Source organism: Metabacillus fastidiosus NBRC 101226, assembly GCF_001591625.1.
GTDB lineage: Bacteria > Bacillota > Bacilli > Bacillales > Bacillaceae > Metabacillus > Metabacillus fastidiosus.
The window spans coordinates 1-12,982 of record NZ_BCVG01000102.1 but is presented as its reverse complement, the minus strand read 5'-3'; the positions used below and the strand labels follow the sequence as shown (position 1 = coordinate 12,982).

14 protein-coding genes are annotated in these 12,982 nt (G+C 34.5%); 4 read left to right on the top strand and 10 right to left on the bottom strand.

The features are described from left to right. Positions 1-31: 31 nt before the first annotated feature. Positions 32-715 carry a DUF421 domain-containing protein gene (locus tag BFA01S_RS17865; protein ID WP_066233890.1) on the bottom strand — a complete coding sequence of 228 codons (684 nt, stop codon included), beginning with the start codon at positions 713-715 and terminating at the stop codon, positions 32-34. A 115-nt stretch (positions 716-830) separates the two neighbouring features. Continuing rightward, positions 831-1,091, bottom strand: a complete 261-nt coding sequence (locus BFA01S_RS17860) for a hypothetical protein (RefSeq protein WP_066233887.1) — start codon at positions 1,089-1,091, stop codon at positions 831-833. A gap of 160 nt (positions 1,092-1,251) precedes the next feature. Here BFA01S_RS17860 and BFA01S_RS17855 point away from each other — a divergent pair, with 160 nt between their 5' ends. Continuing rightward, positions 1,252-2,076 carry a PaaX family transcriptional regulator C-terminal domain-containing protein gene (locus BFA01S_RS17855; protein ID WP_066233882.1) on the top strand — a complete coding sequence of 275 codons (825 nt, stop codon included), beginning with the start codon at positions 1,252-1,254 and terminating at the stop codon, positions 2,074-2,076. Between the two features lie 43 nt (positions 2,077-2,119). Here the strand turns inward: BFA01S_RS17855 and BFA01S_RS17850 are convergent, their stop codons facing one another. Both BFA01S_RS17850 and BFA01S_RS17845 read right to left on the bottom strand, forming a co-directional pair. Next, positions 2,120-2,998 carry an alpha/beta fold hydrolase gene (locus BFA01S_RS17850; protein WP_066233879.1) on the bottom strand — a complete coding sequence of 293 codons (879 nt, stop codon included), beginning with the start codon at positions 2,996-2,998 and terminating at the stop codon, positions 2,120-2,122. Positions 2,999-3,019: 21 nt separating this feature from the next. Then, positions 3,020-3,316: a HesB/YadR/YfhF family protein gene (locus BFA01S_RS17845; RefSeq protein ID WP_066233876.1), complete on the bottom strand. Its 297-nt coding sequence runs from the start codon at positions 3,314-3,316 to the stop codon at positions 3,020-3,022. Between the two features lie 158 nt (positions 3,317-3,474). Between BFA01S_RS17845 and plsY the strand changes: the two genes are divergently transcribed. After that, positions 3,475-4,083, top strand: a complete 609-nt coding sequence (gene plsY, locus BFA01S_RS17840; RefSeq protein ID WP_082800065.1) for a glycerol-3-phosphate 1-O-acyltransferase PlsY — start codon at positions 3,475-3,477, stop codon at positions 4,081-4,083. Further along, complete coding sequence (locus tag BFA01S_RS17835) at positions 4,083-5,642, top strand: aminotransferase class V-fold PLP-dependent enzyme (RefSeq protein WP_066233870.1); 1,560 nt, start codon at positions 4,083-4,085, stop codon at positions 5,640-5,642. The genes plsY and BFA01S_RS17835 overlap by 1 nt, the downstream gene beginning before the upstream one ends. A gap of 190 nt (positions 5,643-5,832) precedes the next feature. Here the strand turns inward: BFA01S_RS17835 and BFA01S_RS17830 are convergent, their stop codons facing one another. The 3 genes from BFA01S_RS17830 to BFA01S_RS17820 are packed head-to-tail and all read right to left on the bottom strand — an operon-like array spanning position 5,833 to position 8,478. Beyond that, positions 5,833-6,591, bottom strand: coding sequence for an iron ABC transporter ATP-binding protein (locus BFA01S_RS17830; protein ID WP_066233867.1), 759 nt, complete (start codon positions 6,589-6,591; stop codon positions 5,833-5,835). After that, positions 6,585-7,535, bottom strand: coding sequence for an iron chelate uptake ABC transporter family permease subunit (locus BFA01S_RS17825; RefSeq protein WP_066233864.1), 951 nt, complete (start codon positions 7,533-7,535; stop codon positions 6,585-6,587). Before BFA01S_RS17825 ends, BFA01S_RS17830 begins: the two co-directional genes overlap by 7 nt. Continuing rightward, on the bottom strand, positions 7,525-8,478 hold the full coding sequence (locus tag BFA01S_RS17820) for an ABC transporter permease (RefSeq protein WP_066233861.1): 954 nt from the start codon (positions 8,476-8,478) through the stop codon (positions 7,525-7,527). The genes BFA01S_RS17825 and BFA01S_RS17820 overlap by 11 nt, the downstream gene beginning before the upstream one ends. A gap of 239 nt (positions 8,479-8,717) precedes the next feature. Between BFA01S_RS17820 and BFA01S_RS17815 the strand changes: the two genes are divergently transcribed. Next, positions 8,718-9,188 (top strand): divergent PAP2 family protein, encoded by a 471-nt coding sequence (locus BFA01S_RS17815; RefSeq protein ID WP_066233859.1) that lies wholly within the window; start codon positions 8,718-8,720, stop codon positions 9,186-9,188. Positions 9,189-9,223: 35 nt separating this feature from the next. Here BFA01S_RS17815 and tkt read toward each other — a convergent pair whose 3' ends face one another. The 3 genes from tkt to BFA01S_RS17800 all read right to left on the bottom strand — a co-directional run bounded on the left by tkt (position 9,224) and on the right by BFA01S_RS17800 (position 12,862). Then, a complete protein-coding gene (gene tkt, locus BFA01S_RS17810) occupies positions 9,224-11,242 on the bottom strand; it encodes a transketolase (RefSeq protein WP_169800502.1) in 2,019 nt (672 codons plus the stop codon). A 158-nt stretch (positions 11,243-11,400) separates the two neighbouring features. Further along, positions 11,401-12,489, bottom strand: coding sequence for a PRK06851 family protein (locus BFA01S_RS17805; RefSeq protein ID WP_066233856.1), 1,089 nt, complete (start codon positions 12,487-12,489; stop codon positions 11,401-11,403). 112 nt (positions 12,490-12,601) lie between these two features. Beyond that, complete coding sequence (locus BFA01S_RS17800) at positions 12,602-12,862, bottom strand: metal-sensitive transcriptional regulator (RefSeq protein WP_066233853.1); 261 nt, start codon at positions 12,860-12,862, stop codon at positions 12,602-12,604. Between the last annotated feature and the right edge of the window lie 120 nt (positions 12,863-12,982).

Genomic DNA, 12,982 nt, shown 5'->3' with positions numbered 1-12,982 from the left:
TTACTGCTCGTTAAGACTGGGACAAATAAATTTAACTTTTATCAAAAGTTTGTACGAAAAGCCCGTCACCTTCTAACCATTCAGCTAAAAAAACATCATTAAAGCTGGAAATATTCTTATTTTTAAGTTGCTGTTTCAACCATTTTTCACTAAAGCCAAGATCATTCAATTCATCAATTAAAACTTTTCCATCACGGATAAGAGTAACAGGAACATAGATAGATTTTACCGGCAAATTAAAATCTTCCTGCGTTGTTTTTTGATACTTCGTCTTTTTCAAAATGCTAATAGCACCGTTTGCTTCCAAATAACAAAAGGCCACTTCCCGAATAGAGAAAGTTTCACTTTGCCTCAACAGACTTTGAAGCTGATTTAGATTCATTCGATTTTTCCTTAGCTGTTCACGGTCAATAACCCCATTTTTAATAAGAGCAGACGGTTTCCCTTCAAATACCCCGCGAAACAATAAAAACTTTTGCCCAAGATATTCGACTATAAAAAGGAGTATGCTCCATAGTATCATCGAATAAATAATATAGAAAACTCCGATGTTATGATCATATAATGCATTTCCTAATAATTCTCCCAATACGATAGAAGCTATAAAAGTAAAAGGTGTAATTTGATTGATAATTTTCTTTCCTACAAATTTAACGATTATAAAAAGAAGAAAAAAGCCAATAATAAGTTCGAATGTTAAATATAATATTTTCATACTTTAAATACCCCAATTCAATCCTTACATCATACTATCTTCATTTATTTCCAATAAACAGAAAAAAGACACCCGATTAACGTAACCGGACGTCTTTCTTATTCATTTACAATGCTTATTCGTCTTTATTATCATTATCACCCATATCTTCTGCATCCTCTACTGGGTCTTCCGGATCTGGATCATTATCTTTTTCATCATCTTTTAACATATTGTCATCTTCATCAACACCAGGTAAATTATCTGTATCGTCTCCATTTTGATCAACATTCTGATCATTTTCAACAGGTGCAGGATTCTCATTAGCATTACATCCTACTAACATCATAATAGATAAACAGATACTTACAAGCATAAGAAGCCATTTGTTATTCATTATGAAACCCCTTTCTCCATTTATACATGGCATTTAATTCTTTCATTATCATTCCCAGATGATTAAAAACTATGAATTTTTTTAATAAATTTGATACAAGGAGTACGATGATACTGATTTAGATTATAATTAGATTATATTCATGAAAAGGTGAGATCTCATGACAATAGAAAAACAACTGCTCTATCTGTTATCAAAAGTCGATAAAATGGACGGAAAAGAGTTATTAAAAATATATGAAGCAATGAATTACACTCCTCAAACAATACGGAATCTGTTATCTAAGTTAAAAAAGGAAAAATATATCGTATCAGTAGACCGTTCTGTATATAGTATTAGTTCTTCCGGAAGAGATGTAATCCATTCTTTTTATAGAAAAAAAAATTATTATATGGAGAAATGGAATGAGAAATGGTATATCGTTCTGATGGAAATACCAGAAACAGAAAGAAAAAAAAGAGATACATTTAGAAGAAATTTAATACAGCTGGGGTTTGGACATTTATACAAAAGTGTATATATTCATCCATGGGATATTTCTCACATCATTATAAACATGATTGACTCACTGGAAATAGAGAGCTATGTAACAATGCTTGCCAGCAGTGAATTCATTTTAAATAAGATTAGCTCTGAGGGCTCTTCAGGAACGAACAAAGCATCAGAGATATGGAACCTTGAAAAAATAAATACACTTTATAAAGAAAAACTTGATTGGTTTGAACAGGAGTTTGAGCCAGCTATCAATCAATTATTAAAAGACAAAAATCCAGATATTCTAAAAATATTTACAGGTTATTTGCGGCTTGGCGAAACGATAAATGATCTTTTGTTAATTGATCCTATGCTGCCTCCGGAATTCTCCCCTAAAAGCTGGATGGGGACGAATATATTAGATAAATTCAATAAATTTCATCAATCTTTAGCAAACCTCATCCCGAAAGATTCTTTTTATCATCTATTTCTTGAAAAAAATCATAACTAGCTAAACCTTGAGGAATGCCCCTCCCCAAGGTTTAGTATTGGGTCTACTCTTCATCTGTCAAAAATGTCAGAATAGATTGATTAATGTACTCAGGGTTTTCCATCGACATTAAATGTCCCACCCCTTTTACCATCCCAACTGTTATATTCTCCACCAAGCTTGCTGCCCGGTTAAGTGCTTCTTTCGCATCATACATTACTTCATGCTCTCCTAATAATAAAAAAAGCGGTGTCTGTATCGATGCCAGCTCTTCATCTGAAAAAACATACAGAAATTTATTTTCTGTCGAAGCTGCACTTCCACTTGCAGCTGTCCACTTTATTGCTGTCTCATTTTGTTTATATAAATACGGATGAATAGAATAACGATCTTCAAAAATCCATTTAAAAAACTTTTCAATACCATCTTTATTTTCAATCATTCCAAAAACATAAGAATAAAAAAGAGGATCAAAATGAACAAATGTTTCTGCCGGGCTCAATAAAACCGCCTTATTTACTCTTTCAGGTGCATACATAAGAAAATTAACTGTATTTAATGCCCCGTATGATAATCCAAGGATATCCGCTTTCTCAATACTTAGTTTATCAAATACTTCTCTAAGCCAATTTGCGTAATCTTCCCTTGTCCTAAGTTCTTTTTCCACTATACTTTTATTTTTATCTCCTAATATATCGATCGCGATTACTCTATACTTTTTACTCCATTCTAATACATTTGGATACCACATTACTGAGCTCATCATCGCCCCATGAAGCAAAATGAGCGGCGGAAGCTCTTTTTCACCGCTTTCAATAATATGTGTTTTACCGTATGAAGTTTGAACGAAATAAGATGTATATTCAACTGGCCAAAGCTCTAAACTATTTGCATAAGATTGTAAATAAGCAGTTTCATATTTTAAAATATCTATTTCAGCCATAGTTTTATTCTCCCATTCTATTTAAATTGTACTTCTATAATCAAATAATGGTTCATTATTCTTCTCATCTAGATGTACGGCTAAATCATATTGATCAAAATACCATAAATCCCGGCCTTCAATATAAAATGTAACCCCTTCTGCTTCATCACTAGTTCCAATTTCTTCAGGTACCTGTCTCATCACACCTAATGAGAAACCTTTTTGAATATTACTGCAGCCTCCATATCGGACGAAAAATTTGACAAAATCTCCTTTGTTTAATTGCAGTTCATTTATATACCAGTCTGCTGCCTTTCTATGTACTTCTAAATTCATATTAACTGCTCCTTTCAAATTTTATAATTTAAATACAAACGTTCGTTTAAATAATATTATATTTTATATTGCTATTAATAGCAATCTTTTATCTTACATCATCCAAATTTATGAAATAGGAAGATAAAGCAAGCTTTTTTTCTCCTTTTCTAAATGTTATGATAGAAAAATTAAGGAGGTTTTTACCAATTAATTCTTATATAACTTTGTTCATTTCCTATCTTATCGGGTCCATTATGTTTGGATATATTACTAGTAAGTTCTTTGGAAAAATTGATCTTCGCGAAGAAGGAAGCGGTAATGTCGGTGCAAGAAATGCAGGTAGATTACTAGGTAAGAAGGTATTTATTCTCACTGTTCTTGGAGATGCTTCAAAGGGAGCATTAGTTATTTATATTGGAAAACTGCTGCAATTCAGCTCTGAAATGATATTACTTATGTTCTTATTCGTTATTATCGGTCACATCTTTCCAATAACATTAAAACTAAGAGGCGGTAAAGGATTTACTACTTTTTGTGGGGCATTTCTTACATTTGATCCACTGCTCTTCCTTATTTTCACATGCTTATTTTTCATCTTATTTCTAATCTCAAGAAGCAGTACAATTGCGGCAATGGCTGCTCTATATGTAACACCCTTTTTACTAATGGTCTTTCATTATTCCTACTGGTGCTGTATCGTTTTCATATTTATCAGCCAGTTAATCATTTGGGCGCACCGCAGCAATATCAAAGAAAGGCTGCTACAATTGGAGTTGAGTAAATAATGGAATATGTTTTTAAAATCGCAACGACAGAAGAAGAATTTAAACAGATTTATCAATTAAATTACCGTACATTTGTCGAAGAAATCCCACAGCATAATCAGAATGAAGAAGGGATACTTATTGATTCCTTTCATAAGGAAAATACATATTTAATCTGTTTAAAAGAAGAACAGCTAATTGGAATGATTGCTATAAGAGATAATCGTCCTTTTTCATTAGATAAAAAGCTCGGAAAAGTAGAAAATCATCTCCCTTTCAAACCTGCTAATCCTTGTGAAATACGTTTATTATCAGTGGAACCGGCCTATCGAAAAGGAAATGTATTCCTAGGGCTTGCTCAATGTTTAGGGAGATACTGTCAAAAAAATGGTTATGATTGTGTACTTATCTCCGGAACAACTAGACAGTTAAAATTATATCGTCATATTGGCTTCCAGCCATTCGGACCTTTAGTAGGAACTGAAGGCGCCTTATATCAGCCAATGGTTCTTATGAGGGATTCATTTGAACATTCGGTCGCAGGACAATTTCCGATTGAAATGAATTATTTTATTCCAGGCCCTGTTTCAATTAATGATGCTGTAACAGATGCCTTTATGAAGAAACCGTTCCCCCATCGTTCACCATACTTTTCCATATTAATAAATGAAGTGAAGAAAAAAATTTGCAAACTCACACATGCAAAATATGTACAAATATTATTAGGAACTGGAACATTAGCTAATGATGTTGTTGCCAGCCAGTTAAATGGAAAAGGTCTTATTTTAGTGAATGGTGAATTCGGCAAAAGACTCGTTGATCATGCAAAGCGATCTTCACTCCAATTCGATGTTTTAGAAAAAGACTGGGGAACACCTTTTACCCCTTTAGAAATAACAAAGCAAATAGAGACAAATTCATATGAATGGCTTTGGACAGTACATTGCGAAACTTCCACCGGAATGCTTCAAGATCTTTCTTTCTTTAAAGAGGTATGCAAGAAGTATAAATTAAAGCTTTGCCTTGACAGCAACAGCTCCATTGGTGCAAATGAAATTGATTTAACAAATGTTTATCTTGCAACAGGTGTCAGCGGGAAAGCAATTGGCAGTTATAGCGGGCTCTCATTCGTTTTTCATCAGCATGAAGTAAGCTCAAATTCAGATATACCAAGATATTTAGATCTTGGATCATATTTTATCAATAACAGTATCCCTTACACACATTCATCGAATTTAGTTTCAGCATTAAACATTGCTTTAAAGAAGTATGAAGAGGAAGCTGTTTTTCAGCATATCCATACCCAAGCGCAGCATGTTTATAAATTTTTCGAAAAGCATAATATACCGGTTTTAACAGAGAAACACGAAACATCAAATACGATTATAACAATCCCACTTCCACATACGATTAACTCCAAAACATTTGGAAATAACATGCTTTTAAATGGTTATTATCTTCATTATGAAAGTGAATATTTAATACAAAGGAACTGGGTACAGATTTCATTTATTAATAAGAACGAGGGAGAAGTCTTGAGTAATATGTTGGAGATGTTTCTAATTCAGTATAAAGAATAACAAAAGAGAAATAGTCAATAAAAGAAGCTGTCTACGTTTCAAAAAGAAGAATATTTTTCATATTTACTGCCTTATCTCTAAGAAAGAAGAGAAAAAAATACAATATGGAAGCTCAAATTGAGTTTAAAGTTAAAGCCAAAAGGGAATAAAAGTAAAAGAGCTTAGGAAATTTCCCAAGCTCTTTTATGTATCAAGTAAAATAAACAGAAATCTTATTCCCTTTAATGTTTTCAAGTGTAATATCCATGTCATAAACTTCTTTTAAAACATTATTAGTAATTACTTCATCTGTTGGACCGTCTTTTACGATTTTTCCGTTTTTCATGGCAACGATATAATCAGAATAGCATGATGCAAAGTTAATATCATGAATAACGATAATAACTGTTTTGCCGAGTTCATCAGCCAATCTTCTTAACACTTTCATAATTTGAACAGAATGCTTCATATCTAAATTATTTAACGGCTCATCCAAAAGAATATATTCTGTATTCTGGGCAATAACCATAGCGATATATGCTCTTTGCAGCTGCCCGCCGCTCAGCTCATCGATATATTTATCTTGTAGATCTTCTAATTCCATATACTCTATTGCCTCTTTAACCTGCTTCTTATCTTCCCTTGTAAGTCTTCCTTGTGAGTAAGGAAAACGGCCAAATGAAACTAGTTCTTTTACTGTTAGGCGAAGATTAACATTATTTGATTGTCTTAGAATAGAAATTTTCTTCGCTAATTCATTACTGTTATATTCAGTGATTTCGCGTCCGTCAATCGACACTTTCCCGCCATCCCTTGCGATGAGACGGCTGATCATAGAAAGCAATGTACTTTTACCAGCTCCGTTTGCCCCAATAAAAGAAGTTATTTTACCTTTATTAATTTTAAGCGATACATTGCTAATGACATTTTTTTGACCGTATTTTTTTGAAATATCCTCTACAATTACCATTTTTTATTCTCCTTTAATAGAAGGTAAATAAAGTACACTCCACCTGCAAAGTTAATGATGACACTTAATGTTGTCGAAAATGTAAAGACTCTCTCAACGATGAGCTGACCTCCGACTAGAGCAATAATGCTTATTAAAACTGAACCTGAGATTAAGTATTTATGCTTATATGTTTTCATAAACTGATGGGCAACATTTGCAACGAGCAATCCTAGGAAAGTGATTGGACCGACTAGAGCTGTTGATACAGAAACAAGAATAACAACGACGATTAGCAGTCTTTTCACGACATGATCATAATTAACTCCAAGGTTAATCGCCTGCTCTTTCCCAAGTGAAAGCACATCTAAGTATTTAGAAAACTTTAAACTGTACAAAACAGAAATTATTAAAAAAGCGACTGCGATTAAAAGAATATCGCTATTTATATTATTAAAACTTGCGAACATCTTATCTTGTAAGACAGAAAATTCATTAGGGTCTATCAACATCTCCATAAAGTTCGAAACACTTCCGAAAAATGTTCCAAAGATTAAGCCAACTAAAAGGAGATAATAAATATTTCTGCCCTCTCCTTTAAAAAGGAGCCTAAAAAGAATTCCAGCGAATAAAATCATTAACCCTACTGATAAAAGAAAATGAACATTTTTATTCATCATCGTTAATGTCGTTGAGCCAAAAGCAAAAACAATCACTGTTTGAATTAACATATAAAGTGAATCCAAACCGATAATACTCGGAGTTAAAATCCGGTTATTCGTTATCGTTTGGAAAATAATTGTTGAATATGCAATTGCAAATGCTGTTAAAATAATCGCAATTATTTTAAGACCCCTTCTTGGAAAGATGTAACTGATATTTGAACCAAGGTCAACAAATAGAAACACGGAGATCAATATAATTGATATAGCTGCTAAAATAATCAGTCTCACTTTATTGTTCATAAGCTTTTCTCCTCAGAAGCAACACAAGAAAAATACCGCTGCCTATTACTCCAACTGTAAGACCAATCGAAATCTCATATGGATAAATAATGATTCGTCCAAGAATATCACATATTAATACGAATACTGCCCCTAATAACGCAGTATGTGAAAGAGCTTTTTTCAGATGATCTCCTAAGTATAATGTAACGATATTCGGTATAATAAGTCCTAAAAACGGCAGTGTACCAACAGTAAGAAGAACTACTGATGATACGATCGCAACAATAACTAAGCCGATGCCGACAACCTGCTTATATTTAAGTCCCAGATTCGTTGAAAATTCTTCACCCATACCAGCAATCGTAAACCGATTCGCATAAATATAAGCGATAATAATAAGCGGAATACTTAAGTAAAGCAGCTCATAGCGCCCCTTCATAATCATGGAAAAGTCCCCTTGCAAAAAGGCACCTAAACTTTGAATAAGATCATGCTTATAAGCAAAAAAAGTTGTCATGGAACCGATAATATTACCAAACATTAAACCGACAAGCGGAATAAAAATAGTATCCTTGTATTTAACTCTTTCTAATATTTTCATAAAAAGAAAAGTTCCAAGTAATGCAAATACAAATGCAACAATCATTCTTTGGAAAGGGCTGGCATCCGCAAAAATGAGAAAGGATACTAATACACCAAATCTCGCTGAATCCAGTGTACCGGCAGTAGTCGGCGAAACAAATTTATTACGTGTCAGCTGCTGCATAATTAAACCGAGAATACTCATGCTTGCTCCTGCTATAATAATACTAATCAAGCGTGGAATTCGGCTGATAAGTAAGACCTGAGTACTTTCCTCACTCAAATTAAAAATATCCAATGGATTAATATCTCTCACACCAATAAATAAAGAGACAAACGATAAAATTATTAGTGCGATAAATAAGTATCTCTTCTTCATAGCTACTTCCTTACATCTTATTGTCTGTTCTCACTGATTTTCATTATCATTTAGTTTGAACATAAATAATTGTAACATCTAGCTATCCGTTGTCAATAGTATCGATTTTCATCATTATTTATAAATGAAGAAAATATGATATTAATTCATTTATTAGACATATGTATAACTTTTAATGGAAATGTATTTTTAAAAATCTCTGTATATACATCCTTCCTTGTCACAAACTAGTGGCAGAGGTGAAAAAAATGGGACGTGGAATTTGGACTTCTTTGTTAGCAATTGGGGCTGCACAAGGATTAAAAGTTTTTACGTATAAATCACAAATCGGGAAATGGGACTGGCGGCCAATTTTCCAAACAGGTGGAATGCCGAGTTCACATTCAGCAGGTGTCTCTGCACTTGCAGCATATATTGCAGCAAAAAAGGGATGGAATTCAACTGAAACCGCCCTTGCAGTTATTTTCGGAGTCATCGTAATGTACGATGCACAAGGTATTAGGCGTCATACGGGAGAAATTGCAAAAATAGTGAATGATCTTGATGCAGATATTGAGCTTCTTTCCGGCCATGCTCCTGGGCTTTTTCATGTTAGACGTGAGGAAGAGCTGAATGAATTACTCGGACATCAGCCGGCAGAGGTTGCAGGCGGCGCATTATTAGGTGCTGGAATTGGTTTAATCAGTGCTTTAATAGAAAAGAAAAAATAAGACTTTCAGCCATCCAGCTAAAAGTCTTATTTTTATTATCCTTGAATTAGCTTCTTCACACGATCTACAACATTTTCTACTGTAAATCCATATTCCGCTAAAATCTTCTTCGCTGGGGCAGATGCTCCAAATGTATTAATCGCTAAAATCTCACCTTCATCGCCAGCATAGCGGTCCCAGCCAAGTGGTGAAGCCATCTCAATTGCAAGGCGCTTTTTCACTTCTTTTGGAAGAACAGAACGCTTGTATTCTTCCGATTGTGCTTCAAATCGATCCCATGCAGGAATACTTACAACAGAAACATCAATTCCTTCACCTTTTAAAACTTCTTGTGCCTCTACTGCTAAGCCAACCTCAGATCCTGTAGCAATAAGCAGAGCATCTGGAGTTTCTTTGCTTGCAGGTGAAATAACATAACCACCTTTTTTTACACCATCATATGCTGTTTGAGCACTTTTTTTAATCGTTTTTAGATCCTGTCTCGTTAACACTAATGCCGTTGGCGTAGATTTTGATTGGATTGCTGTCTTCCATGCAGCAGCTGTTTCATTTCCATCTGCCGGGCGAATAACAGTTAAATTAGGCATTGCACGCAAAGCTGCAAGCTGTTCGATTGGCTCATGTGTCGGTCCATCTTCACCAACTGCGATACTATCATGTGTGAACACATATGTTACTGGTAAATTCATCAATGCAGCTAAACGAATTGCCGGTCTTAAGTAATCAGAGAATACGAAGAATGTACCACCAAATACATGTAAACCTCCATGAAGTGCCATACCGTTTAAAGCAGCACCCATTGCAAATTCACGAACACCAAACCAAATATTACGTCCACTGTAATTATTAAATGCGTAGTCTTCTGCACCTTTAATCGTCGTTTTGTTTGAACCTGCTAAGTCAGCTGAGCCACCGAAGAATGATGGAAGATTTTTAGCAATTCCATTTAATACTTCACCAGATGATGCACGTGAAGCAAGACTTGTACCTTCTTCATAAACTGGAATATCTTTATCCCAATCTTTAGGAAGCTCACCTTTAATAGCAAGTGCTAAAGATTTCGCAAGTTCAGGATGGCTTTCTTCATATGATTTAAACAGCTCATTCCATTCCTGCTCTTTTGACTTACCTGCTTCTTTAATCTCTTCATTAAAATGAGAATACACTTCGTTTGGTACGTGGAAATCTTCCTCAAACGTCCAAGCATAAGCTTCTTTTGTAAGTTTAATTTCATCAGCACCAAGTGGAGAACCATGTGAATCTGATTTACCTGATTTATTCGGTGAACCATATCCAATAACAGTTTTTACTTCAATTAAAGTAGGGCGCTCTGTCTCTTTTTTCGCTTCTTCAATTGCTTTTGAAACTTCATCGATGTCATTTCCGTCTTCCACACGGATTACTTGCCAGCCCATTGCTTCAAAACGTTTTTCAACATTTTCAGAGAACGACTTATTTAAGTCACCATCAAGAGAAATATCATTTGAATCATAAAGAACGATTAAACGGCCAAGTTTTAAATGACCCGCAAGTGATGCAGCCTCAGATGAAACACCTTCCATTAAATCACCATCACCACAGATGGCATATGTATAATGGTCAACTACATTAAATTCCGGTTTGTTGTATGTTTCAGCTAAATGACGTTCAGCCATTGCCATACCAACACTCATGCCAATTCCTTGTCCTAATGGACCTGTTGTTGCATCAACACCAGCTGTATGACCATACTCAGGATGACCTGGTGTTTTGCTTCCCCATTGTCTAAATGATTTAAGATCATCCATCGATACATCATAGCCTGATAGATGAAGCATGCTGTAAAGTAACATAGAACCGTGTCCTGCCGATAAAATGAAACGGTCGCGGTTAAACCAGCTTGGATTTTCAGGATTAATATTCATATGTTTCGCCCATAAAGTATATGCCATTGGAGCAGCTCCCATCGGCATTCCTGGATGTCCTGAGTTTGCTTTTTCAATTGCATCAATAGACAAAGTTCTAATCGTTTGGATTGAAAGCTGTTCTATTTTTGTATTATCTTTAATTGACATTTCTTTTCCTCCGCATTTATTTATTCTTATACATGTCCATAATTGAACATATATAAGTAGTTAAAAAGGGTGATGATTGAGCATATTTCTTCATTCATCACCAATTATAAACAATTTTCTATCATTAAGAAATTATTTCCCGGTAAATAAGTCAAAAATTATCGCAATTGCTCGATTTCTGTGATAATATTTTGCTTTATTTCCTCCACTTTACTATAATCCATTGCTTTAATATATATTGCTTCCATCTTTTCATGAATCGATTTTGCTTCGGCTAAATACCCTGTTGCTTCCTTCATTCCATTTTTATATGCTTTCCCGTGCTCTTCAATTTCATCTGCATATTTTTCATCTGTTCCAGGTGTGATACATCTATCATACATATCCACTATTTCATCTGATTCTCTCTCTGGAAAATATTCATGTGGTGCGGTGCTGTCAAAAATCGCAATATCAAGCTCCCGTAAAATTAACATATCCAGACTATTAGGATCAAAGCCGCAATGATATACTTCTACATCAAAACCTCGATTTTCGGCTTCAGCTGTTAATTTTTTTAACATCGTTGATTTGCCAGAACCAGCTCTGCCTTTTATTAAATATCTTTTACCAATATCATCTGTTAAATTCTCGATGAAATTAATTGCACCGCTTGGAGTTGCCGCGCCTAAAAAACGGTGAGTCACATTCGATTTCTTCTCTAATTTCTTATCCTCATAAAATTCCTTGATTAGCTCATCTGTTAATTTATTCGCTTCATTAAAATTCATATTAGAAATATAAACCTTTTCTAAAAGATCATGAGCTTTTAAAGCTTTAGCAAACGTAGCGTATGCTTTTTGGAATTGCTGCTCTCTCTGTTCACTTAGTTTTAAAATTCCACTTTTATTATTTCTTAATATTGCGGAATCCCATGCAATACCTAAGTTCACATACTCTTCAATTGCCCCTGGTGCCTTCGGTTCAATGACATGCGGTGACGTTCCATCCACAATTCCTGCTTGCAGTGAGCGGATAATAACACCATCAATCGAATTATTATCTGAAGAACAGTGCAAATATTCGATATCAAGTCCTTCTTTTACCATCTTTTCTCCAACCGCTCTCATCAAAGAAGATTTTCCAGTACCTGGACCGCCTTTTAAAATGAAGACACGGTCTAAACCGTCTAAAGCTGAATCATAGAAACTATAGAAGCCTTTGGCCGTATTTCCTCCAGCATAATAGTTACGTACTTTTCCACTCATATTTTTTCACCTCTCCGTGTAGAACATTTACACTTCTTAGCTTATGTTTCCCGGGAAAATAGGTGAATAGCCTATGAGTAAAAACTTAATTACTTATAATTTCAGAAAAATATTACCTGCTTTTCACAAGTAGATTAACAGCTTCTCTTACTAATTCTTCTGCGCTTTCTCCATTTTTATTGGCATTTTGCACACATTCAACGAGATTCGCACTAACGATAACCCCAATTGTTCTATCAATTGCAGTTCTTGATGCTGACAGCTGCGTGATCACATCTTTACAATCCTGATTTTCTTCCATCATTCTTAGAATTCCACGAAGCTGCCCTTCAATCCGCTTTACCCTATTTTTCACTTGATTATCATATTGCATAATGTATCCTCCATCCGATTGTAATTGTACGTTTATTACTTACCGATATTTTATGCCTAAAGGGGTATAGGGTCAAATGTTTAAAAGAAGGGGCTGTCCGATAAGTCCCTGATAAGGTTT